At 33.4% G+C, this 24,647-nt stretch carries 19 protein-coding genes; 5 read left to right on the plus strand and 14 right to left on the minus strand.

Annotated features, from left to right (window positions below; all coding sequences use genetic code 11):
• Position 1: 1 nt before the first annotated feature.
• From H4V97_RS14705 to H4V97_RS14770, 14 genes are all read right to left on the minus strand, one after another.
• Positions 2–754: an ABC transporter ATP-binding protein gene (locus H4V97_RS14705; protein WP_196849132.1), complete on the minus strand. Its 753-nt coding sequence runs from the start codon at positions 752–754 to the stop codon at positions 2–4.
• Between the two features lie 6 nt (positions 755–760).
• Entirely contained in the window at positions 761–1,543 is a 783-nt protein-coding gene (locus tag H4V97_RS14710) for an MlaE family ABC transporter permease (protein ID WP_196849133.1), read from the minus strand.
• Positions 1,544–1,713: 170 nt separating this feature from the next.
• Entirely contained in the window at positions 1,714–4,314 is a 2,601-nt protein-coding gene (locus tag H4V97_RS14715) for a cation-translocating P-type ATPase (protein WP_209550108.1), read from the minus strand.
• A gap of 149 nt (positions 4,315–4,463) precedes the next feature.
• Entirely contained in the window at positions 4,464–4,757 is a 294-nt protein-coding gene (locus H4V97_RS14720) for a chaperone modulator CbpM (protein WP_209550109.1), read from the minus strand.
• Positions 4,754–5,647, minus strand: a complete 894-nt coding sequence (locus H4V97_RS14725; RefSeq protein WP_209550110.1) for a DnaJ C-terminal domain-containing protein — start codon at positions 5,645–5,647, stop codon at positions 4,754–4,756. Before H4V97_RS14725 ends, H4V97_RS14720 begins: the two co-directional genes overlap by 4 nt.
• A 211-nt stretch (positions 5,648–5,858) precedes the next feature.
• Positions 5,859–6,920 (minus strand): retron St85 family RNA-directed DNA polymerase, encoded by a 1,062-nt coding sequence (locus tag H4V97_RS14730; RefSeq protein ID WP_209550111.1) that lies wholly within the window; start codon positions 6,918–6,920, stop codon positions 5,859–5,861.
• Positions 6,921–7,427: 507 nt separating this feature from the next.
• A complete protein-coding gene (locus H4V97_RS14735) occupies positions 7,428–8,582 on the minus strand; it encodes a phospholipase D-like domain-containing protein (RefSeq protein ID WP_209550112.1) in 1,155 nt (384 codons plus the stop codon).
• A complete protein-coding gene (locus H4V97_RS14740) occupies positions 8,572–9,660 on the minus strand; it encodes a site-2 protease family protein (protein WP_209550113.1) in 1,089 nt (362 codons plus the stop codon). The genes H4V97_RS14735 and H4V97_RS14740 overlap by 11 nt, the downstream gene beginning before the upstream one ends.
• Positions 9,661–9,885: 225 nt before the next feature.
• Complete coding sequence (locus tag H4V97_RS14745) at positions 9,886–10,875, minus strand: NAD(P)-dependent oxidoreductase (RefSeq protein WP_209550114.1); 990 nt, start codon at positions 10,873–10,875, stop codon at positions 9,886–9,888.
• A 155-nt stretch (positions 10,876–11,030) separates the two neighbouring features.
• Complete coding sequence (locus H4V97_RS14750; protein WP_209550115.1) at positions 11,031–11,294, minus strand: zinc ribbon domain-containing protein; 264 nt, start codon at positions 11,292–11,294, stop codon at positions 11,031–11,033.
• Positions 11,295–11,644: 350 nt separating this feature from the next.
• Entirely contained in the window at positions 11,645–12,073 is a 429-nt protein-coding gene (locus H4V97_RS14755) for an OsmC family protein (protein WP_209550116.1), read from the minus strand.
• Positions 12,074–12,110: 37 nt separating this feature from the next.
• On the minus strand, positions 12,111–12,866 hold the full coding sequence (locus H4V97_RS14760; protein WP_209550117.1) for an SDR family oxidoreductase: 756 nt from the start codon (positions 12,864–12,866) through the stop codon (positions 12,111–12,113).
• Entirely contained in the window at positions 12,850–15,303 is a 2,454-nt protein-coding gene (ppsA, locus tag H4V97_RS14765; RefSeq protein WP_209550118.1) for a phosphoenolpyruvate synthase, read from the minus strand. The genes H4V97_RS14760 and ppsA overlap by 17 nt, the downstream gene beginning before the upstream one ends.
• Before the next feature lie 243 nt (positions 15,304–15,546).
• The gene (locus H4V97_RS14770) at positions 15,547–16,767 is read right to left on the minus strand and encodes an IS4 family transposase (protein ID WP_196851623.1); all 1,221 of its coding nucleotides are present in this window, start codon (positions 16,765–16,767) and stop codon (positions 15,547–15,549) included.
• A 777-nt stretch (positions 16,768–17,544) separates the two neighbouring features.
• Here H4V97_RS14770 and H4V97_RS14775 point away from each other — a divergent pair.
• Genes H4V97_RS14775 through H4V97_RS14795 form a run of 5 tightly spaced genes read left to right on the plus strand, consistent with a single transcriptional unit; the run spans position 17,545 to position 24,637 of the window.
• On the plus strand, positions 17,545–20,685 hold the full coding sequence (locus H4V97_RS14775; RefSeq protein ID WP_209550119.1) for a PAS domain S-box protein: 3,141 nt from the start codon (positions 17,545–17,547) through the stop codon (positions 20,683–20,685).
• Positions 20,686–21,414, plus strand: coding sequence for a sensor histidine kinase (locus H4V97_RS14780; RefSeq protein ID WP_209550120.1), 729 nt, complete (start codon positions 20,686–20,688; stop codon positions 21,412–21,414).
• Between the two features lie 4 nt (positions 21,415–21,418).
• Positions 21,419–21,829 carry a response regulator gene (locus tag H4V97_RS14785; RefSeq protein WP_196849148.1) on the plus strand — a complete coding sequence of 137 codons (411 nt, stop codon included), beginning with the start codon at positions 21,419–21,421 and terminating at the stop codon, positions 21,827–21,829.
• 21 nt (positions 21,830–21,850) lie between these two features.
• Positions 21,851–22,273: a response regulator gene (locus H4V97_RS14790; RefSeq protein WP_209550121.1), complete on the plus strand. Its 423-nt coding sequence runs from the start codon at positions 21,851–21,853 to the stop codon at positions 22,271–22,273.
• A gap of 9 nt (positions 22,274–22,282) precedes the next feature.
• Complete coding sequence (locus tag H4V97_RS14795) at positions 22,283–24,637, plus strand: response regulator (protein WP_209550122.1); 2,355 nt, start codon at positions 22,283–22,285, stop codon at positions 24,635–24,637.
• Positions 24,638–24,647 lie beyond the last annotated feature (10 nt).

Raw genomic sequence — 24,647 nt, forward strand, 5'->3', positions numbered from 1 at the left:
TTTATTTAAAAAATGCTTGCACTTTGGGATCTGTCGAAACAGATAATTCGTCAAAAATACCTTCGGCATAATTCTTCCCATCTACCAATAAAATCATCCTATTTGAAATCACTCTGGCACAATCCACATCATGCGTAATTATGATAGACGAGGTATTGTATTTTTCCTGAACGGACTTCATTAATAGCAAGATTTCTTTGGCAGTAATAGGATCTAACCCAGTTGTAGGTTCGTCATAGAGAATTATTTTCGGCTGGAGAATTAAAGTTCTTGCCAAAGCAATTCTGCGTTTCATTCCACCCGAAAGTTCTTCGGGCATTAAATTTAAAGTATGTGCTAAGCCTACATTTTCCAAGGCTTCCATAACGAGTGGGGTTGTATCTTTTATGACTCCGAACTTTTTTTTATGACGTCGTAATGGGAATTCCAAATTTTCCCTAACGGTCATGGAATCATATAGTGCACTTCCTTGAAAAAGAAATCCAACTTCTGTTCGAAGATCATCTAATGCTGAATGTTTGAGTTCGCTAATATTTTCCCCCATCACCATAATAGTGCCGCTGTCGTGTTCCTCCAATCCAATCAGACATTTTATCATTACTGATTTTCCGGAACCCGATTTTCCCATTATTACCAAGTTTTCACCTTCATATAAGACCATGTTAAAACCATTCAATACATGATGGTCCCCGTAACTTTTTTTCAAGTCTTTGATTTCTATAATTGGTTCCTTATTGGGTATTGATTGTATCATAATCATTTATAAATCATAAAAAATATTTGTTATAAAAACGGCGAGGAAATCAATGATAAAGAGTAGCATTGAGGTAAATACCACAGCAGAGTTGGCTGCTAATCCTACACCAGCTGTACCTTTTTTGCAATTATATCCTTTAAAGCAGCCTACCAATCCTATGGCAAAGCCAAAAAAGAAAGACTTAATTGTTGCGGGTATTAAATCACTAAATTCCGAAGCGTTAAAAACTTGATTGAAAAACAATAAAAAAGAGACATTCCCCTTTATGTTTTCTACTAAGTACGAACCAAAAATAGCAATGGCATCTCCAAAAAAAACCAGAATAGGAAGCATTAAAGTCGTGGCTAAAATCCGGGTAACAACAAGATATTTAAAAGGATTTGTACCTGACACTTCCATAGCATCAATTTGTTCCGTTACTCTCATTGAACCTAATTCCGCACCAATTCCAGAACCAATTCGACCTGCACATATTAAAGCGGTTATGATGGGACCAATTTCTCTAATAATCGAAATACTTATCATAGAAGGCATCCAGGAAACTGCACCAAATTCTTGAAGTGTAGGTCGAGATTGTAAATCAAATACTAAACCAATGATAAATCCTGTGACTGCAACCAAAAGAAGGGAGCGATTACCCATAAAAAAACATTGACGAAGAAATTCTTTAAATTCCGAAGGCCGTCTAAATACTTCTTTGAAAAAACGACCGGCAAAATAAGATAACTCACCTATTTCAAGTAAGAAATTTTCAAATAATTTTCTTATTTTAAAATCGCTATTCATGAGCCTATGAATTAATATTCACAAAAAAACATTCTCTCAAATATACAACTATTACACTGATTTTCAGCGTTTTTAAACGTTGTTAATCAGCTTTTTTAGTTGTTTTGTCGAAAAAATGGTAGGAAAAATAAAGATGTTTAAATAAAGAGATATTGAAGAGGTTTTTATAATCAAGAATTGTATTTCTTTAATTTGATGACCTTTTTTATCAACTTCTCTAATTCAACAGCCCAAAATATAATACTTGATACCGCTACCGTTAGCAATAGTTCCTGTAAAGTCAGTGGCTGTATTTTAAAAATATCATTAAAAAACGGCGTATAAATTATCATAAACTGTAATGAAATTGTGATTAATAAAGCAATAAGCATGGGTTTGTTAGAGAAAAAACCTATTTTAAAAAGAGAATCTCTACCAGAGCGAATGGCCATTACATGTCCCAACTGACTAAAACAAAGTACGGTAAAAGCCATTGTTTGCCAATGTGAGTTTGCCAAATGTATGGCATAAGCCTGCATTGCAATTGTGACGACACCCATTAAAAATCCAACCCACAAAATATGCACTGCCATGCCATCTGAAAAAATATTTTCTTTTGGATTTCTAGGTACTCGTTGCATTATATTTGCTTCTGATGGTTCTGAGGCTAATGCTAATCCTGGCAAACCGTCCGTGACCAGATTGATCCAAAGAATGTGAATGGCCAGCAGCGGTATGGGTAAGCCAAAGAACGGCGCTAAAAATATTGCCCATATTTCGCCCGAATTTCCAGTCATAATATACTTTATAAATTTCAGAATATTATCAAATATTTTTCGCCCATGTTTGACCGCAACTATTATTGTAGCAAAATTATCATCGAGCAAAATCATGTGTGAGGCTTCTTTGGAAACTTCTGTGCCATTGATTCCCATCGCAATGCCAATATCGGCATTTTTAAGTGCCGGTGCATCATTCACACCATCGCCAGTCATGGCTACAAAGTGATTTTTGGATTGTAAGGCAGTAATGATTCTTAATTTTTGTTCGGGATTGACACGCGCATAAACTCGAACTCGTTCCACCATTTTTACAAATTCAATTTGGGTTAATTCGGCTAATTCGGAACCTGTAAGTACAAGATCTTCCTCGGAAGAAATGATACCCAGTTTTATAGCAATGGCTTTTGCAGTAAGTTTATGGTCGCCGGTAATCATCACCGGAATAATACCTGCTTCTTTGCATTCAGAAACGGCTTGTCTTGCTTCCTCGCGTGGTGGGTCGATCATCCCCACAAACCCAATTAGCGTTAATTCTGTTTCGATTTCTTCTGAATCCAAATTTTGCGGAAGCGCAGAAAGCGTTTTCATGGCATAACCCAAAACCCGATACCCTTTCTCAGCCATCTCATTTACTTTATTTTCAAATTCTGGAATAAGCATTTTTTGATCGGCATTCAGTTTGTCGAACAAAACATCAACCCCACCTTTTGTTAGGACAATGATTTCAGCATCAGAGTTTCTGATTTGATGCATCGTTGTCATGCATTTTCTTTTTGAATCAAAAGGTATTTCTGCTATTCGGGGAAAAGGTATTTCTATTTCAGCTCGATTTAAATTTTTATCGAAAGCATATTGTACCAATGCAACTTCGGTTGAATCTCCCAGCCATTTTCCGTTTTCCTCTTTCAAGACATCGTTATTTAGAGCCATTGCATGAAGCAATTTGTTTTTTTCTTCAAAAACAGTATTGTGTTTGGTGTCTGAAGTTTCAAAAATTTCCTGCACGGTCATTTTATTTAACGTAAGGGTTCCTGTTTTATCAGAACAGATATACGTTACGGAGCCCAGTGTTTCAACAGCCGGTAATTTGCGGATAAGCGCATTGTGTTTTGCTAATTTCTTGGCTCCAAAAGCCAATGCGATGGTTACTAATGCTGGTAAAGCTTCAGGAATAGCGGCGACAGCGAGGGAAATAGAAGTGATCAGCATTGTCAAAACAGATTCACCACGCAACCAACCGATAATGAAAATGATAGTGCAAATAATAAGTATAACTACTGACAATCGCTTGCCAAAACTGGCTAATCTTTTTTGTAAAGGTGTAGTTGTTTCATCGGTCTGGATCATTTTTGCGATATGCCCCAGTTCAGTTTGCATTCCCGTTGCCACTACATATGCAAGTCCGCGCCCATTAGTGACAGAGGTTCCTTTAAACCCCATATTGGTTTGGTCGCCAAGGGCATAATTTCCTTCAGGAAGTTCTTCAGGATCTTTTTCGACATTATTAGATTCGCCTGTGAGCGCTGATTCATCCACTTTTATTTGATGGGTTTCAAAAAATCGGACATCGGCGGGTATAATATTTCCTGCTTCGAGCAGCACCACATCACCCGGGACAAGTTCCGTAGCTGGAATATCCATCATTTTTCCTTCACGTAAAACACGGGCAGAGTTTGCAGCCATATTCTTGAGTGCTTCCATCGCTTTTTCTGCCCGGTACTCTTGGATAAATCCCACAGCAGCATTGATAATAATGATTGAAAGAATAATAATCGTATCAGTAACATCGCCTATTATACCCGAAATAATTGCCGCTACAATAAGTATTAGAATCATGAAATCAGACAACTGAGATAGAATCATCTGAAAAACACTCTTCTTTTTTGTGTCTTCAATTTGATTTTTTCCGTATTCGTTTAAGCGTTCAGATGCCGTTACTTGATCAATACCGTTTGGAGTTGTATTGAACAACTGGGTTATTTCTGAAAGAGGAAGTAAATGCCAGTTCATCACTTTGTTATTTTATTTTTACAAAATTCAACATATTACAATTTGAGGAATTTTAATGTGAGATTTTGGGTAAAATAATTCTCGAATTTTAAATTCCTTCTTTTATTAGTGCACCAAACTTTTTGAACAAAATGAGAAAATCTAAGTTTTCAACCTTCATACAAACCCAATCTGTTTTTGACAGAACCCAATTCATTTTGTAAATCCTCTATTTTTTGTAGTAAATTTAAAACGACATCTATTCCTTGAATATTTACTTCTAATTCTTGGTGCATTCGTATCATTTTTTCGATTTCGTAAATAGATTCAGGATAAATATATTTGTTTTCATCGATGGTGAGAATCTCAATTAAACCCATTTCGTTTAAATTGAAAAAGAATGACATTTCGACATCATAATGCATGTATAATTTGGATAAAGGGATAAGATTTTCGGTATTCATGACGTTCTTAATTTTGCAAGTTCCTGAAATAAATCTTTTTCTTTTTCGGAAAGATCAGTAGGGATTTTTACTTGATAGGTAATGTATAAATCTCCAAATTCTCCTTCCTTTTTATAAATTGGAAAACCTTTTTCTTTAAGTTTTACTTTTGTACCGTTTTGAGTACCTGGTTTTACGGTCAGTTTGACCTTTCCGTTAAAAGTATCAGCCGTTATTTCCCCTCCCAGTATAGCAGTGTATAAAGCGATATCCACTGTAGCGTATAAATGGTGCTTGTCCAGTTTAAAATTAGTGTGGTTTTCAATGGTAAAGGTGATATATAAGTCTCCTTTTGGTCCGCCGCCAGATCCCTCGCCACCCAATCCACTAATTTTAATCTGCTGACCATTTTCTACCCCGGCAGGGATAGTAATTCGGATATTTTTGCCGTTTATGGTTAAGGTTCGCTTGTGGGTTGTATAAACTTCCTTTAAATCCAGATGCAATTCCGTACTGAAATCTTGTCCTTTGAATTGGGCGCTGCGTCCTCTTTGTCTCCCTGACGTACGACCACCAAACATCGATTCAAAAAAGTCCGAATAATCTCCGCTGTCACCTCCAAAACCCCCTTGTTGCCCACCACTTTGATATTGTCCTTGCTGTTTTGCTTTTTCGTACTGCTCCGCATGTTGCCAGTTTTCACCGTATTCATCAAATTTTTTACGATTCTCTGTATGGCTCAATACTTCATTTGCTTCATTAATTTCCTTAAACTTTCGTTCAGCTTCTTTATCATTTGGGTTTAAGTCGGGATGGTATTTTCTAGCTAGCTTTCGGTATGCTTTTTTAATTTCGGCCTCCGTTGCTTTTTTGTCCACTTCTAATATCTTGTAATAGTCTATAAATGCCATTTTACTGTGTTTTTATTATTACTATTCCAGCTATTAGTTTTAAAATAAGGTTGCGAAAAAAATAGGTCGCTACTGGGAAATTGTCACTATCAAATTTAATCAATTTTTGGTTGTTAAAATCAGATTAAAACCTTTTATTTCAATTGATTATAAAAATATAAAAGCCCCGATTAGAGACTTTTAAAATGTTTTTTACAAATGAAATTATTTTTTACATAAGCAATGGCTGGTTCTTTTTCATTTTTAATGCCTGTTTCTTTTTTAAATCTATCAGTACAGCTTTGTAGCCAATAAACTCAAGATCTTTTGGATTTATTTGCAGAACAAAATTTATCCTTCCCAGTAAGTGTTCCAGATAATTCCTTTGATTGATTTCTTTATACTCGCGATGTTCGTCTATACCAAATTTTTTTATATAGTGCATCGCTTGTCTTAACTCATTGCGTTTATGAAATACAACTTGTGGTTTTTCATTGACCACTATTCCTGTTACAACCTGACGGGTATTGGGTGTCATGAGTTTTGTTTTACTTTTATTGATATGAAAATTCAAATTTTCAACCGTTTCAGTTATTTTTTCGAATAATTCCTTTTCATCAAAATCGCCTGAAAAACTCAAATCGTCGGCGTAACGGGTATATCTTATTTTTCGTTGTTTACAAAAATCGGCAATGGCAACATCAGCATCTTTAAAAATTAAATTAGAAAGTGTTGGACTTGTTGGTGCCCCTTGAGGTAAAGTTTTATCTCGTGTACATAATTTTGCAAGGAGTTGCGATACCATTCGGGAATACCCCATTTCAATAAATATTTTTTCAATTGATTTAACCGAAATGGATGGAAAAAAATTTTCTAAATCTAATGTAAGTACTTTGGGTTGCTTTTTATGAAATTTTAAATTTTCAATAAGAGCGGTATTAGGTTTATATGCTTTTGCAAAAGGACTTACAGGTATTTTATAAAGTATATTTTTTAATATCCAGATTTGTATTTCTTTTAGACTTGGAAGAGGTTCTGATATTGGTCTTTTTGTTCCGTTTTTCTTTGTTATTTCAAAATCCCGATAGAAATATTGAGGATAATAGGATGCTTTTTTAAGATATTTTTTATTATATCCTACAAGATTAGAAAGATGGGAAGTGTTATAAATTACCGGAACTTCATGCGAAAATAACAGCTCAGCATAGTCCAAACAGCGTTGAATATTCTGTTCTGAGTAGCCATTTTTTGAGGCTTCCTGTGTAAAGGTATTTTTGTATTGAGCAAAATCCATAGCGAATAAAATCGTTAATGGAGTAGGGACTATTTTGTCCCTAACCCCAATTAAGAATACCGGTTTAAAAGTTCGGAGCTCTGCGCAGAATCTTTTAAACCTGGTGCTTGAAAAAGCATTCAATTACAGAACAGTGACTCACGGCTCCGTCATTAGCCTCAGCTAAATGAACTGTTTGAGAAATGAACTAAAAAAATAATTCCTTTTGATTTGGAACAAAGATTATTTTTTTGTCCATTTTTGGAATTTTACTTTCTAAATCCTTTCGGATCCATTCCTCTTTTTTCTTGTTTTTTGTTTTATTTATTTCCACTTTTAAAGGTATTATTTTCTTTAAAAAAAACATAACGTTCTTTTTACTAGTGCTTTATATTGATATATTAGCTACATAAAGTTACAAAAAAATAATTTAATGTACTATTTATGGCTTTAATTTTTAATCAATAATTTCTTAATATAAAATTGTAATTATTTTTATTTAGTCATAACAATTTATAACGCTTAAGATTAATTATGGAATCGATTGTAAGGCGTATAAATGACCAATAACTCTATTAATCGGGTACTATAATAAGAAAACCAGTTTCCTAATTTTAAAAATAAATTATTTTTAATTTCAAGATCTTCAGGTGTTATTCTCTGACATTTTGCGATTATTTGGTTGAGTTGCTCGCGATACATTTTTGAAAATTCGGTTGATTTTATTTCAACATTCATTTCCAGACTTCCGTAAGAACTCAAATTATTCAGGTTAAAAGAACCAATAGTGGTCCAATATTCATCAATTACTGCTGCTTTCCCATGCAAAACGGACTCGTTCCATTCATATAATTCAATATTATAACTGAGAAGTTTGGAATAAAGATAACAAGTGGCTCTTCTTGTCATTGGCAAATCTGATTTTCCGGATAAAATTAATTTAATTTCAACCTTGTTTTTAGCCGCCTTTTTCAAGGCATGAATTATTTGTCTGCCTGGAAGGAAATAACTTCCCACTATAATTATTTCTTTTTTAGCATTGCCAATAGAACTTTTGTACGCATTGCTTATTTCATTTTTCCTTTTTAACCAGTCATTTTGTAGAATTCGAACTAAGGTATCTTTATGAAGTTGAAAAGCTGTTTTTAATTTTTGATTAGAAGGATGACTTTTTTTAAAATAAATTGCATTGCAAATTTCCTGAATGGGTTTAGCAATCTCGCCGTTCAATTGAACAGCATAATCAAGCCAAGGCGCTTCCGTTGCGGTTCCATGATACTTATCGGCAATGTTAATTCCTCCTAACAAAGCGACTTTTCCATCTGAAACCACTATTTTTTGATGCAATCGTCTACCTATATAAAAAGTATAGGTTGAAAATAATGGGGCAAAAAACCGAATATTTATGCCACTTTTTTTGAGTTCATTTCTAAGTTGTGAAGGAAAGTGTAAAGAGCCTAATCCGTCCAATAAAAGATAAATTTTAACTTGGCGTGAAGCCGCTTCCTTTAATGCGGTTAAAATGCGGTTTCCCGTGGTATCATTTTCAAAAAGATAGGTCTGAATGTGTATTTCAAATAATGAATTATGAATAATATTTTCCAAACGGGAAAAATAATCTTCTCCGCTATGGACAAGTGCTATATTTTCAAATAGCAGATCGGGATTTGTATCATGCGGCATGGTCGTTTTTTAATTTAACCTCTTCTATTAAAATAAATTCTAAAAGATTCTCTGTGTCCAAAGCGCCTATTACTTCATTATTTTCCATGATAAGCATTAGAGTGGATTTATTTTTATACAGATCTTCATAAACATTCTCGATTAACGAATCGGCTTCAAGAAAAATTAAATTGGGGTCCATTACATTATTGATAGTTTCATTTTCTCCTGTTTTAGCTAGTGCAAGTAGGATTAGATCCCGATTTAGCGTTCCAACTGGGACAGCGTTATCTGTTACTAAAAAATTCTTATTTTGACTGTCAAGTAATAAATCAATCGCTGTTTTTAGTTTTTCATGGGCATCAATTACTGGGTATTGTTTCATTAAAATATCCCTAACTTTAAAGCCTTTAAGAAGGTGTTTTGACTGCATGGAATCCGCTTCAACTTGTGCACCTATTATAACAAATATCCCAATGAAAACTAGAAATGGATTGTATAAAAATCCTAAGAGGATAAAACCTACGGCTATAAATTGTCCTATTCGAGCAGCGATTTTTGTGGCAATATTTCTTTCTAATTTAAATGATAAAATTGCCCGTAAAATTCTTCCGCCATCCATGGGAAAAGCCGGAATTAAATTAAAAAGAGCCAACCAAAAATTGACAATAAAGAAGTTAAGGAAAAAATTAATTGCATTTACACCATTTGATAATTTGGCCATTAATTCGTTGGAATCACTTGGGATGGTGATAAAAAGGCCTGTAACGATAGCCAAAGTTATATTGACAAGTGGCCCCGCAATTGCAACCACCAATTCTTCTAAAGGTTTTTCAGGAATTTTATCTAATCGGGCTAACCCGCCAATTGGCAGTATGGTAATGTCTTTTGTATTTATATGATAATTTTTAGCCGCTAAAGCATGTCCTAACTCATGGAGAAAAACCGTTACAAATACACTTAAAATAAATAATACAGACCATAATATTTGAATTGCACTTTGACCATTTTTATAGTTTGCAAAAATAATGAATGCTATAAGTAGGGAGAATGTCCAATGAATATATAAACCGATACCAGCTATTTTTCCGAGTTTCAATGATCCTTTCATCTTTTGATTTTTTGCTAAAAATTATTTCAGAATGCATTTACGACCATGATATAATAATTAATGTAAAATCAATAAATTTTATTTTATTAACTATTGATTTTCAGTCAATTATATACTAAGTTACAAAAAAAGTCGAAGCAAGGGCAAATTAATTATTGAAGAGTACTACTTAATCCATCTACTAAAAAATTGAAAAATTGTCGATGAGACTATTTATTTGATTTCATTTTTGCAAATGCTATTATAAGCCCATTCATTTAAATTTGCAATTGTAGTACTGGCAATTCCATTTAATACTTCTGCAGTTAAAAAGCCCTGATGTCCGGTCAGTAAAACGTTTGGATGAGAAGAAAGTTTAAGTAATAAGTCGTCATTTATAGCAGAGCCGGTATGATCTTTAAAAAATATTGACTTTTCATGCTCATACACATCTAAACCTACGCCAGCAATAATTCCATCATTTAAAGCGTATAATAAGTCGACTGTATTTACGATACTTCCATGTGCGGTATTTATTAAAATGGCTTCTTTTCGCATCATTGTAAAAGTAGTTTTGTTAAAAAGATGATTGGTTTTGCTGTTAAGCGGACAATGAATGGATATTACATCTGAATTGGAACATAAATCATTGAAAGTGGTATATGAAATATTGGCTTGAAGCTTTAATTCTTCATCTTTTACAGGATCATACGCTAAAATTTTGCAACCAAATCCATGCATAATTTTTGCAAAAGCACTTCCTGTTTTTCCTGTCCCAATGATACCTATTGTTTTTCCTTGCAAATTGAAACCTATCAAATGATCGATACGATAATCACCCAGTTGCATTAGTTTTTGACCTAACATCAACTTTCTATTTAAGGCTAATAGCAAAGCTACCGCATGTTCAGCAACTGCAAAGGAAGCTGATATAGGGGTATTGGCAACTTTAATTCCCAATGCATGTGCTTTGGATATATTGATATAATCGGAACTTTCGGAGCGTAAAGCTATATATTTAACTCCCAAAGCATGCAATCGCTCCAGTACAATTGCTGAGGCTTCGTCTGAAGTGAAAATCGAAATGGCATCAAAACCTTTTGCCAGTTTCACGGTGGTTTCATTTAGTGATAAATCAGTGTAAACTAAATCGAGATTACCATGTGTTGCTTTTTCAATAAATGGTTTGTCGAAGCCAGATATACTATAAATTAATGTTTTCATAGCGGTGCTTTTTTAGTTCTTAAATTTAACTTTCTATAAAATCAATTTATCAATACTTAATCCACTTTAGGTTATCACAATTCAAATTATTTAGGGAGGTAATTTTTTACGCCACTATGATTTTCCTCTAGCTGAAACATTGGTAAATTAAAAATCTAATTTTTACCGTTCCATCGTTTTAATGTTGGTAAAATATTGATTGCTTTTTGAATAGTATTTATTGGAAGTTTTAGTTTCTTCATTTGCGTTGACACGGTGTCTTTCATGTCCTCTAAATTTATATTTGGTTTTTTGAAATCGCCGTTCTCATAACAATATTTGCAATACTCTTCATTTTTAAAGCCGTTTTGCTCTGTTCCTTTTAGTTCTTCTTTGTCAAGAGGCATTCCGCAACTTTGACACAATACTATATTTTCCATACAATTTGATATTTAAAAGGGTCGATTATAGTTATTTCAATTAGTCGCAAATTCTTTTTAAGGAGTTTTTTGCAAAAAAAACAATTTTTGTCTATTGGTTCAAAAGTTTTCAAATACCTGCTTTCGCAAAATGGACAGCCAATTTTTTTTATTTAAATTTTAGTAATCGGCTTGCTATTTTTCGTCTGAGGGTCCTTAGAATATTTTTACAAAATTAATATCTAGAAGGGCAAATTTCATTGCAAATTCTTTTCCGTCAACTATTTAATTTTTTCATAATCCAAAAAATCATACTCTATTTTATTTATGATAGAAAACCTGTTTTCAGTATTTTAGATACGAATTGCGGTCTAAGAAACAATGATTTCAGGTTTCATTTGTATTGGTGTTTTAATGGCGTTAGCAATCAAGCAGACATTCTTGCTCATCTCTAAAATATGTTTGATCCTTTCCGGTTTTTGGGAATAAGGGATAACCACTTTAGGTTGTAATACAATTTCAGTTACTATGTTTTTTCCATTTATAAAGTCAACGGTATACAAGGATTTACTTTCATAACTTACAAATTCGAGCTTTGAATTTTCAGCAAGTGTCAAAAAAGTGCTCATCAAGCAACTGTTAATTGATGCAATTAATAAGTGCTCGGGAGACCAGGACCCTTTGATTCCTTTTAGATATTCAGGAGTCGTGGCTGCTTCAATTTCCTTTGGTAAAATAGTTGAGCTTAGAATCCCATTGCTTTTACCAGTCCATTTTAAATTTACTTCGTATACATGCATAAAGCGATAGTTTTAATAAAAATTTAGACAGATAAAATTATTGAGCGACAAAACCGCCATCCACAGCCATGGCAAGTCCTGTTATAAATGAGGCTTCGTCAGAGCACATCCATACCACTGCGTTGGCTATTTCTTCCGGTTGGCCCATACGTCCAACGGGTTCTAGATTCGTAAACTGATCTTCGGCTTCTTTTTTATTTCCAGTGAGTCTATCCATCATTGGCGTTTTAATGACTCCGGGACAAACTGCATTTACTCGGATTCCCAGTTTAGCACATTCTAATGCTGCCGTTTTTGTCAATCCAATTACTCCGTGTTTAGATGCTACATAAGCGGGTAAACCAGCAAATCCAACCAATCCCGCCACAGAAGAACAATTTATTATTACCCCTTTTCCTTGTTTTAGGATTTCGGGGATTTCGTATTTCATGCAAAGCCAGATTCCTTTTAGGTTTACTCCAATGGTTTTGTCCCAGTTTTCCTCTGAACAGTCTTGCGTAGGAGCTGAGGTTCCTTCAATACCAGCATTATTAAAAGCATAATCCAATCTTCCAAAAGCAGCTATTACTTTAGTGACCATAGCTTTTACATCAGTAGCTTTTGAGACATCGCATTTGATAAAAATGGCTTCACCGCCAGAAGCTTTGATGAGATTAAGTGTTTCCTTATTTTCTATCCAATCCACAATAACAACTTTGGCTCCTTTTCCTGCGAAAGCAACGGCTGAGGCTCTGCCAATTCCAGAAGTTCCGCCGGTAACTAGCGCTACTTTGCCTTTAAAAATTGTTTCCATGAGTTAGAATGTTTAAGATTTCATTGCGTTTTTCTTCGTGTTTTGATTCCGCTTTCAAAATATTTTCTATTCCATTTATCAAAGCATCGGGATTGAATGATATGCTATCGATTCCTTTTTCAACTAAAAACTGAGCATATTCGGGAATGTCGCTTGGAGCCTGTCCGCATAATCCCACTTTAATTTTGTTTCGTTTGGCCGCTCGAATGGTTTCAATTATTAAATGTTTGACTGCGGGATTTTGCTCATTGAATAGGCCGCTTACCAAGGAGGAATCCCGGTCGAGTCCAAGTGTGAGTTGTGTCAGGTCATTAGAACCAATAGAAAATCCATCAAATAGTTTGGCAAATTCATTGGCCAGTATTACGTTGCTTGGGATTTCAATCATAACATAGACTTCTAATCCATTTTCACCTTGGACTAAACCATTTGCTTTCATTTCGTCAAGCACTTTTTTTCCTTCTTCGATTGTTCGGCAAAAAGGGATCATTAGTTTTACATTATGAAGTCCCATTTGGTTTCGTACTTTTTTCATCGCTTCACATTCCAAGGCAAATCCTTTTCGATAAAAATCGCTGTAATAACGGGAAGAGCCCCGAAAACCAATCATCGGATTTTTCTCAACGGGTTCAAAGTATTTTCCGCCTATTAGATTAGCATATTCATTACTTTTAAAATCGCTCATTCGCACAATAACATCTTTGGGATAGAATGCGGCGGCAACAATAGAAACGGCTTCGGCCAGTTTGTCAACAAAATATTTTTTGCCATCTTCATAATCCTTGGTCAAATTTTTTATTTCAGTTTGAACGGCTATATCAGTTATTTTTTCGGGTTCGCATAGTGCGAGAGGATGAATTTTGATAGTATTCGAAATAGCAAATTCCACGCGCATTAAACCAATTCCTTTATTGGGATAATGACTCAATTCAAAGGCTCTTTCCGGATCAGCTAGGATTAGCATTGGTTCTGTAATAGGCATGGACAGGTTACTAAAATCTTGTTCTTTTATTTCCCATTTTAATTCACCATCATACACATTTCCTTCTTTTCCTTCGGCACAGGATACGGTGATTTGCTGCCCCGTTTTTATGGTCGAAGTTGCGTTCCCGCATCCGACGACTGCCACGGTTCCCAGTTCACGTGCCACAATTGCCGCATGACTGGTGCGTCCCCCTTTGTTTGTGACTATTGCCGAGGCTCTTTTCATTATTGGATCCCAATCAGGATTGGTGAAATCAGTAACTAAAATTTCGCCATCAAGTAACTGATTCCCTTCTTGGGTGTTTTGCAGGAGTCTGGCTTTTCCTGTCGCTATTTTGTCGCCAAGAGCAATTCCGTTGGTTAACAGCGTTCCTTTTTCTTTGAGTTGATAGATTTCTCGTACCAACTTATTTTCTCTCGCATGAACGGTTTCCGGGCGTGCTTGAACGATATAAAGTTGGCTATTGAAAGCGTCTTTTGCCCATTCAATATCCATTGCTTTTTTATAGTGTTTTTCAATTTCATAGCACCATTCTGAAAGCTGAATGACTTCTTGATTGGATAATGAAAACTGGTTTTGTTTTTCTAAAGAAGTTTCTGTGTTTACAATTGTTTTTTCTGCAGATTCAGAACTTGATTTTTCAGAATAAATCATTGTAAATTCTTTTCTTCCACACTGTTTTTTCAAGACTGGATTCAGTTCTTTATTTTCTAAAGTGGGTTTAAAAACCATCCATTCATCGGGTGTAACGGTTCCCTGAACAATATTTTCACCAAGACCCCAAATGCTGTTTATTATAATTACATTTTGAAATCCTGTGTCAGGATCAATGGTAAATGCCACGCCAGAAGCCGCTTTATCACTTCGCACCATTTGTTGAACTCCTACAGAAATGGCAACATCCAAATTTGCAAATCCCATGTCATGGCGGTATTTAATGGCTCGGTCGGTAAAGAGTGAAGCAAAGCAACGATGTACGGCATCCATTACTTGATTTTCACCGCTAATATTCAAGAACGATTGCATTTGTCCTGCAAAGCTGGCCGATGGTAAATCTTCGGAAGTGGCGCTACTACGCACCGCTACGCCAAGATTATTGATGCCACACTGTTCACTAAGAGACTGATAAGCGGTTTGAATTTCTATCTTAATTTCCTCAGGAATAGGCGCCGCTAAAATAAGAGCTCTTGCTTTCTCACCAATTACTGAGAGATTTGAATACTCTTTTGTATCTAATATGAATAATAAATCATTCAATGGTTTTTCTAATTTGTTTCGCTTACGAAATAGACGATATGCTTTAGCAGTGAGAGCAAATCCGTTAGGAATATTTATGCCTATAGGATTGAGTTGATTGTACATTTCTCCCAAAGAGGCATTTTTACCACCAACTTTGCTTATTGCATTGATGCTAATTTTTTTGAAAAACAAGATGTATTTATAATTTTCCATTCAGATATTTTTAAATAGTAACGAACTATTGATTTCTCAAAATAAGGCAACAGAACTATTTTTAGGACTAACTGTTTTTTTAGTTTTGAAAACATTGTTGTCCGATAAAAAATCACGGAACGTTTATTTTTCTATTTATTTTGGCACTTCACGAGGTTTTAGCCTGCTTTAGCTTGTTTTTGAGTACTGTCTTGAGAATTTGATAAATGAAAAAATATAATTTTTAGTTTCATTTATCGAATTTTATCCCGTAGCCAAATAATCATCAAACAAACCTAATTGAACATCGTCGTCCCCGTCGAGTTTCCATTGTTTTTCGGGACTTTCTAAAAATTTAGTTAGATGAATATAGTTGAATAAATGAATTCTACAAAAACTTACTAAATTTGAAAAAGACCATTGTCTCTTTAGACTTTTCTTTATAACTCCTAATAAGAGATTTACTATTAAGACGCAATAAATTTGAATTTTAATAGCATTTTCATTGTCTCCTAAGAAATATTTTAGCGGGAAATTTTGCTTGATTTGTTTGAATAACAATTCTATTTGCCACCTTATTTTATAAAGTGCCGCTATTGTGTCTGCTCTAAATTCAAACAAATTACTAATAAACTCAAAGCTTCTTTTGTGTTCTCTGTCATAGTATTTTATTTTTCTTAATTTCAATTTGGTTTTACCACTTTCATTATTTACTCCAACCTCAATAATTTCGTCTGATAAAACACCGCTGTGAATGTTCCCTGGAATGTCATTCTTTTGGGTTACTTCGTACTTTGCATTGTCTTTTATTCGAGTTACAAAACCTGTATTTTGTTCGGAAAAATGTGCAAAAGCCTTATAATCAATGTATCCTTTATCGAATATATAAACAGTATGTTCATCGCATTTTAGCTTTTCTAAAAACTGATGGTCGTGAGTTGTTGCAGGTGTAAACCAAACTAAATTGGGAACTTTTTCATCGGCATTTATCACAGTATGCGACTTGATTCCGCCCTTGCTTTTTCCGTCAGCAGACTTTCTTCCAACACACTTTAAGATGTCTTTAAACAGGCTTATTGTGGTGCTGTCAACAATTTTAATCTTTTTCCCTAAGGCTATCTCAATTCGACTGTCCGATAAAACAAAGCTATGTTTCTCGAGCAGATTGTTATAAATTTCTTGAAAAAATTCTACTTTTCTACCCTTGTTTGCGTCTGCCAAAGTACTCTTTTTGGGAAGATGATTAATTCGAACTGTTTCCTCTTTACCTGATAAACCTACCATTCCCCCAGAAACCTCACGCAATGAATTACACTTTTCTAAACAGCAAAAAACCATACTAAACAAATGATCCTTGCATTTGAAATGTTTGACATACCTATCTGAATCATACTTTTTAACTGCTTTGCTAATCATCGAATCATCTATTAAAGAAATCAGCTGTCCGAAAACAGATTTACTCGAAAAATACTTATTTTTACCCATCGTTATTTGAATTTTGCAACTCTAAATTACGATTATTTTAAGAAGCCATTAATTTGGCTTCTTTTTTATCGGACAACAATGTTTTGAAAACTAAAAAGCGAGTTGTCTATAAATAATTTTAAAATAAAAGGTCGATTTGAGGATTAAAATGAGAACGTGGTAGGTTTTCTCTTTTTGGTGAATCTGATATTGTAAATTTAGTCAAATAATGTTTTACAGGTAAAAAAAACGATATTTTTTAGAATTAATTTTTATTTAAATAATTGTTAAACAGTATGTTGTGATTTTTTTTTAAATTTTTGACAGTCATCGGATTTTTATGTTCGATTGTCGATTTTTTGGCCTTTTTCAGAAATGAAAAAAAATCCAGATTCCAATTTCTTTATTTTTTGGCATAAATAATTATTTAAATAAATCGATAGATTAAAGTTTTTATTTTGGGGATGTGTCCATCAATTGACAATATTTACAAAGCGACTACAGCTTTTTCAGGTTTAATTTTGAAGTATAATTTTTAAGACAAAATCGAAGAATAAAAGGGGTTGAAATTCTATTTGAATTTTTAAGAAACAGTGTAAAATACCTTAAAATTGGTAGGAAAAAAGAAATTCATCTTGTAGGTATAATAATTGTAGAAAAGTGCTTATTATACAAAATTAATTTTATTTTTGTGCATGTGCCCACTTAGTTCATGAATAGCTATTGCTTTGAAAATAAGTAAGAAATAGGAATGTCGAATAGCTTTGGAAACATCTAAAAAAGAATAAACCTCTATAAATGAAAAACCCAAAATCGCCACGAAATGAATATGATAGGCTTCAAGCCCTTGAAAGTTATTCAATTATGGACTCTTTACCTGAAAAGGAGTATGATTCCATTACTCAATTGGCTTCTTACATTTGCGGAACTCCCATAGCATTAGTTTCATTACTTGACGGCGAAAGACAATGGTTTAAATCAAGTGTTGGTTTAGGGATTGCAGAAACTCCAAGGGATATTTCTTTTTGCCAATATGCCATAATGGGAGAGGAGGTTTATGAAATTAATAACGCATCAGAAAACGAACTGTTTGCTAACAATCCTTTAGTGACAGGAGGTCCAAAAATTCAATTTTATGCCGGAGCACCGCTTCAGGATGTCAATGGGTTTAATTTAGGTTCGCTTTGTGTCATTGATACAGTACCCAGAATTCTTACTGATGAGCAAAAAAATGCTTTAACATTATTGGCTAATCAAGTGGTTTTACTGTTGGATTTGCGCAAGAAAAATATTGATCTTAAGACTTCCCAGCAGGAATTTCAGAATTTCATTGAACTCTCAAAAGATTTAGTTTGTATCGCTAATGTAGATGGAACATTCCTTAAAGTAAATCCGTCCTTTACGACTGTTTTGGGATATTCTAAAGAGGAACTAGTAGGTCAACCATTTGCTAATTTTATTCATCCGGATGATTTAGAAAAAACTTATAAAGAAGTTACTAGATTAGCAGAAGGACACAAAACAATCAGTTTTGAAAATCGGTACCGCTGTAAAAATGGCGAATATATAGTGTTAAGCTGGAATACATCTCCGGATCCAGTTTCTGGAAATTTATATTGTATTGCCAGGGACATGACTTTAGAGTATCAGCAAAAAGAGAAATTGGTTAAAACTAGTAGCGAATTATCGGCAATTCTTAATTCTACTGATTTTTCAATAATATCCTCTGATTTAGATGGAACGATTAAAGAATTCAATAGAGGAGCTGAGAAATTACTTGGATATCAATCTGAAGAAGTGGTAGGAAAGACTAGTCCATCTATTTTTCACTTATGGGATGAAGTAGTTAAACGAACAGAAGATTTAACAAAAGAATTTGGAGAAAATCTAGTTCCGGGTTATGACACATTTGTTCTGAACGCAAGAACATTAGGAGCTGCTGACTCAAATGAATGGACTTACGTGAGAAAAGACGGCAGTTTGATTCCTGTAGTTTTATCAGTTACTGCAATTAAGGACAATCAGGGTGAAATTGCTGGTTATTTAGGGATATCCAAGGATATTACTAAAGAAAAAGAAGCAGAATTAAATTTAATAAACAGCAACAAATTATTTGATGAATCGCAAAGTATCGCCAAAACGGGGAGCTGGAAATTTGATTTATTAACAAAGGATTTGATTTGGTCAAAAGGGAATTATAAAATTTTCGAATTTGAAGAATTACCTGCAAATAAGTTATACGATGCCTATCGAAAAATTCTTCGCCCAGAAGCCTTAGTTGAATTAGATAAAAAGATAGAAAAAAGCGTTACTACGGGGCAGGATTTTGAATTTCTTAACAATATTGAATTTTCGAATGACAGAGTAAAATACATTTTAACTTTAGGTCAGATTATTAAAAATGAATTTGGAGATGTAATAGGTGCCCAAGGAAGTACTCAGGATATTACTGAAAAAATGCTAGCAGAACAAAATTTAGTAAATAGCAATAAGTTATTAGATGAATCTCAAAGTATTGCTAAAATTGGAAGTTGGAAATTTAATTTAACCACGAAGGATTTGATGTTGTCTAAAGGACATTATACGATTTTTGAATTAGATGGAGTGCCAGCAGATCAATTATATATGGCATATCGCAGTAGAATCCTTCCTGAAGATTTAGCAAAACTGGATGAATTTGATGAAAATGTTATAAAAACAGGAGAAAATTATAAAACGGATTACAGAATTTTATTTCCGGATAATAGAATTAAATACATACAAGAAATAGGGCAGCCATTTAAAAATGAAAAAGGAGAGATAATTGGATTGCAGGGTTCTATTTTGGATATTACAGAAAAAGCACTTGCAGAACAAAAAATTGCAGAAAAAGCAAAAGAAATCAATGATATCAGATCCGCACTAGATGAGTCTACAATTGTAACAATTACAGATCAAAAAGGAGTAATTACTTTTGTAAATGATAAGTTTTGCTCAATTTCGCAGTATTCAAAAGAAGAACTTATTGGGCAATACCATTATGTTAACAACCCAGAATATCAATTAAATAAATTCATAAAAAATATCTGGAAAACCATTGCCAACGGAAAAGTTTGGAAGGGAGATATTAAAAACAGAGCAAAAGACGGTTCTTATTATTGGGTAGATTCTACAATTGTCCCATTTTTGGATAATGAAGGAAAACCGTATCAATATATAGCCATAAGTTCTGATATTACGGATCAAAAGTTAGCCAAGGAGAATTTAAATTTGGCCTTAACTACTCTTGAAAAAAAGAATAAAGAACTAGATCAGTTTGCCTATATCATTTCTCATGATCTTAAAGCCCCACTAAGAGCCATAAATAATCTTTCGGAATGGATTGTTGAAGATATGCCCGAGATGCCTGAAGCGGTAAATGCTAATTTTGGATTATTACGTGGTAGAATCTTGCGCATGGAGAATTTAATTAATGGGGTATTAGACTATTCGCGCATTGGTCGGACAAAAATAGAAAAGGAAACAACTGACTTGACTAAAATGTTAAATCAGATTGTTGATTCAATTGTTCCAACAGAAGGATTTGAAATTTACATTGCTGATAACATTCCAGAAATTAAAATTGCAAGAATATTGTTCCAACAGATATTCAGTAATCTGATCAGTAATGCAGTAAAGTATAATGATAAACCAATTGGAAAAATAGAATGCCTCTATGAATCTTTGCCTGATTTTCATCAATTTACCATAAAAGATAATGGACCTGGAATTGAGGAGGAATACCATAAAAAAGTATTCAAAGTTTTTCAAACCATTGAAGCACGGGATAAAAAAGAAAGTACCGGTATCGGATTATCAATCGTTCAAAAGATAATAGAAGAAGCAGGAGGAAGCATTCGCATAGAATCAAAAGAAAATAAAGGGGCGAGTTTTATTTTTACAATTCCTAAATCAATCTAAATGGCAGAAGCAGAGAAAAAATGTCAAGAAGAGTTATCAGCTCTTAAAAAAGAATATGAAGATTTTGTTTACATTGTTTCGCATGATATAAAAACACCCATGAGAGCGATTAGTAACATTGCAAAATGGATTGAAGATGATTTAGGTGCCGATATAAATATTGATGTTTTAAACAATTTTACTTTATTAAAGAATAGGGTAGGACGTCTAGAAAATATGTTGAACGCTTTGCTGGAACTCTCTAGAGTCAATCGTACTGAAATGGAGTTTTATGAAGTGAATATTCCCAAAATCGTGGAGGGATGTATTGCCTCTTTGGATAATAAACTAAATGTTACATTTCATGTGAATTATAATTTGTTAAGTGAAAACTGTGTTACCTTGGGAAAAAAATTGAATAAAGTTATTTTTAATTTACTCGATAATGCGGTTCGGTTTCACGATAAAGAAATAAAAAACGTATTTGTGGATGTTACTGAAAAAGAACTTGATTACGAATTAAAAATTAGTGATGATGGTCCTGGAATATCCACAGAATTAAAAGAGAGAATTTTTTCCATTTTCTATACCGTTAATTCAAAAGATGTTATAGATTCGACGGGTGCGGGATTAACAATTAGCAGTAAAATAATAGAAATGGTGGGTGGATCAATTCGATACATACCAGCCGAAAATAGCGGGTCAATTTTTCAAATTAATTGGCCAAAAAAAATAAACTTAAAAAATTAAAATTATGTTACAAAAATTAGTGAATATTCTATTAGTAGAAGATGATGAGGTTGACGTAATGAATGTAAAAAGAGCATTTACCAAAAACAATATCAAGAATGAACTTTATGTTGCCGGCAATGGAGTTGAAGCGCTAGATATGTTGCGTTCAGGTATTGTTCCTTTACCAAGAATCATTATTTTGGATATTAATATGCCAAAAATGAATGGTATTGAATTCCTAAAAGTCTTAAGAGAAGATGAAAATCTTAAAAATATATCCGTATTTGTTATGACTACTTCCAATGAGGATAGTGACAAGATTAATGCTTACAATCTGAATGTTGCCGGGTATATTTTGAAACCATTATCTTTCGAAAAATTCATTACATCAGTTGCTACCTTAAAGAATTTTTGGTCATTGTGTGAGATGTAATTTTTTTAATAATTAAAATCTATGATCAACTCAAACATTTTGTTAGTAGATAATTGTAAAACTTATTTTGAAAATGCTGTTAGGGCTTTTTCTGATATTGGTATACAATCTACTTTGCATTTTGCCGAAAGCGACATCGAAGCATGGTCAATGCTTACAGGCGACTTTAAGTTGTCGCCGCTGCCCAAAATTATGTTGATTGATATTAATGCTGAAGGTATTAATGGAATTGATTTAATAAGTAAAATTAGACTTGATTTTGAATTAAAATCAATTTTGATATTTGTGATAAGCAACATAAATAACGATGAAAATAAAATTGCTGCTCTAAACTTGAATATTGCTGGATATATGCAGAAACCGTTTGAAAATGGAGAAATTATTGATTTCTTCTCCACTTTGAATGAATACTGGCAAATTATCGAACTTTCAGGCGAAAAATAAAAAAAAAATATGGCTGTTACTTTAAATATACTGGTAATTGATGATGATAAAGTCGATACGGTCACTATAATTCGTTCTATATCTCACTCTGGAATAATAGCCAATGTGGAAAGTGCTTTCTCAGCTAAAGAAGGTATTGAAAAAATTAAATCATTTAATTATGACTTAATTTTTCTGGATTATATGATGCCCGACAGTGATGGTATTTCTTTTCTAAAAAAACTCAGAGATTTGGGTATAGAAACCCCAGTTATTTTTGTGACTTCACAAGGTGATGAAAAAATTGCTAGCCAGGCTATTTTAGGAGGTGCCTCAGATTATATTCCAAAAACCTTATTGACCCCCGATGGTGTTTCGCAAAGTATTAGAAATGCACTCAAGCTTCATGAAAGTCTTATTCTTCGTAAAAAGACGGAATTAGAGTTGAAAATAAATGCAAACAGGCTTTTTGAAGCACAGCAATTAGCTAAAATAGGAAGTTGGGAAATTAATCTCACTGATGGAGAAGTTTTTATTTCGGACCAATTCTATACTATTTTTGAAATTGACAAAGATAAGTCGCCGTCAATGACTCTATTGAAATCACGATTGATTAATGCAGATGACGTTGCACTCTTTGAAAAAAATCTGGATTATGTTAAGGAAAACAATTCCGAAGTGCAATTTACACATAGTTTAATTAGTAAAAACGGTACAATTAGATATATCAATGAATATATAAAATGCCTGAATGGAGAACTTAATGAACCACTCAAAATTTTAGGGACTATTCAAGATGTAAGTGACCAAAAAGAAATTGAAAGAGAATTAATAAAAGCCAAAGATTTAGCGGAGCAATCGACTCGTGTGAAAGAGCAGTTTCTGACTAATATGAGTCATGAAATTAGGACTCCGATGAATGGAATTATTGGATTTGCTAAAATTTTGGAAGGAACTAATTTAGATACTGAACAGAAACAAAGTGTAAATGCCATAAAAAGGGCTGGTAAAAATTTAATGGTTGTTATCAATGACATTCTTGACTTCTCTAAAATAGAAGCCGATAAAATGACATTTGAAGCAGTAGATTTTTCTTTGTCAAAAAATATAAAATCTGTAATCGAATTGCTTTCACCAATTGCAATAGGAAAAAAAATAAAACTTATTTTTGAGATTGACCCTCAAATAAATGATTTTTTGACTGGAGATCCTACAAGATTATCCCAAATTTTAATTAATCTAATTGGGAATGCCGTGAAATTTACGGACAAGGGGTATGTCGAACTAATTGTTTCCCAAGTGAAAGAAACAGAAACGGAAACTTTTTTACAATTTGCAATAATTGATACTGGTTTAGGAATTCCAGAAGATAAGATCGATTCTATTTTTGAAAGTTTTAATCAGGCTTCAAATGAAACGACAAGAAAATATGGAGGAACTGGTTTGGGACTTACCATTACTCGCAGACTTATTGAATTGCAAGGGGGATCAATAATGGTAGAAAGTGAGATTGAAAAAGGAAGCAAATTTTCATTTTTAATTCAATTTAAAAAGGCGCAAAATGGTATTGTTAAAACGGTAAAATTGAAAAAGGAGAAATTATCTCCTGATTTCCTGCAAAACATAAATATTCTGTTGGTTGAGGATAATGAACTGAACCAGCTTTTAGCAATTAAGGTGTTTGAAAAATTTGATAAAACGATTGATATCGCCGATAATGGAAAAATTGCAATAGATAAAATTGAAAAAAACAATTACGATATAATCTTGATGGACATTCAAATGCCAGAAATGGATGGTATTGAACTTACAAAGTACATACGGTCCAACTTAGGATCTAAATCAAAAACGCCAATTATAGCGTTAACAGCACACGCCACATTAGTCGAGAAAAAACGATGCTTAGATAGCGGGATGAATGATTACCTCTCTAAGCCTTTTGATTTCAATGAATTACTTAAAAAAATACACCAGAATTTAATGGATACTAACAGCAATATTTTTACGAACTCATTAAAACTAGATGAGCCTAATCAATCACTGATAGATCTCACTTATTTAAATGAATTTACTGAAGGAGACGCAACTTTTATTAGAGCGATGATAGATTTGTTTATGCAAAATCTCCCATTGTCGTTAGATATAATAGTAAAGGCCAATGAAACAGATGATATAAAAACTTTAAAAGCAGAAGTTCACAAATTGAAATCTTCCATTAGTTTAGTAGGAATTGATACTGCATCTAAAAGTATTGAGATTATTGAAAATGAGATTAGAACAAATCCTTTTGGGGAGATGAGAAAAAAGGAAGTTGTAAGATTCAATGAAATTTGTCTGAAAGCTTACTTAGAGTTAGAAGATATGTATAATAGTACTGCAAAATAGGAACTTTTTT

This window comes from Flavobacterium sp. CG_23.5, assembly GCF_017875765.1.
In the GTDB taxonomy this organism is placed as follows: domain Bacteria; phylum Bacteroidota; class Bacteroidia; order Flavobacteriales; family Flavobacteriaceae; genus Flavobacterium.

Coding starts and splice junctions, on each gene's coding strand:
- H4V97_RS14705 (WP_196849132.1), bottom strand. CDS start 754: ATGATACAATCAATACCCAATAAGGAACCAATTATAGAAATCAAAGAC.
- H4V97_RS14710 (WP_196849133.1), bottom strand. CDS start 1,543: ATGAATAGCGATTTTAAAATAAGAAAATTATTTGAAAATTTCTTACTT.
- H4V97_RS14715 (WP_209550108.1), bottom strand. CDS start 4,314: ATGAACTGGCATTTACTTCCTCTTTCAGAAATAACCCAGTTGTTCAAT.
- H4V97_RS14720 (WP_209550109.1), bottom strand. CDS start 4,757: ATGAATACCGAAAATCTTATCCCTTTATCCAAATTATACATGCATTAT.
- H4V97_RS14725 (WP_209550110.1), bottom strand. CDS start 5,647: ATGGCATTTATAGACTATTACAAGATATTAGAAGTGGACAAAAAAGCA.
- H4V97_RS14730 (WP_209550111.1), bottom strand. CDS start 6,920: ATGGATTTTGCTCAATACAAAAATACCTTTACACAGGAAGCCTCAAAA.
- H4V97_RS14735 (WP_209550112.1), bottom strand. CDS start 8,582: ATGCCGCATGATACAAATCCCGATCTGCTATTTGAAAATATAGCACTT.
- H4V97_RS14745 (WP_209550114.1), bottom strand. CDS start 10,875: ATGAAAACATTAATTTATAGTATATCTGGCTTCGACAAACCATTTATT.
- H4V97_RS14750 (WP_209550115.1), bottom strand. CDS start 11,294: ATGGAAAATATAGTATTGTGTCAAAGTTGCGGAATGCCTCTTGACAAA.
- H4V97_RS14755 (WP_209550116.1), bottom strand. CDS start 12,073: ATGCATGTATACGAAGTAAATTTAAAATGGACTGGTAAAAGCAATGGG.
- H4V97_RS14760 (WP_209550117.1), bottom strand. CDS start 12,866: ATGGAAACAATTTTTAAAGGCAAAGTAGCGCTAGTTACCGGCGGAACT.
- ppsA (WP_209550118.1), bottom strand. CDS start 15,303: ATGGAAAATTATAAATACATCTTGTTTTTCAAAAAAATTAGCATCAAT.
- H4V97_RS14770 (WP_196851623.1), bottom strand. CDS start 16,767: ATGGGTAAAAATAAGTATTTTTCGAGTAAATCTGTTTTCGGACAGCTG.
- H4V97_RS14775 (WP_209550119.1), top strand. CDS start 17,545: ATGAAAAACCCAAAATCGCCACGAAATGAATATGATAGGCTTCAAGCC.
- H4V97_RS14780 (WP_209550120.1), top strand. CDS start 20,686: ATGGCAGAAGCAGAGAAAAAATGTCAAGAAGAGTTATCAGCTCTTAAA.
- H4V97_RS14785 (WP_196849148.1), top strand. CDS start 21,419: ATGTTACAAAAATTAGTGAATATTCTATTAGTAGAAGATGATGAGGTT.
- H4V97_RS14790 (WP_209550121.1), top strand. CDS start 21,851: ATGATCAACTCAAACATTTTGTTAGTAGATAATTGTAAAACTTATTTT.
- H4V97_RS14795 (WP_209550122.1), top strand. CDS start 22,283: ATGGCTGTTACTTTAAATATACTGGTAATTGATGATGATAAAGTCGAT.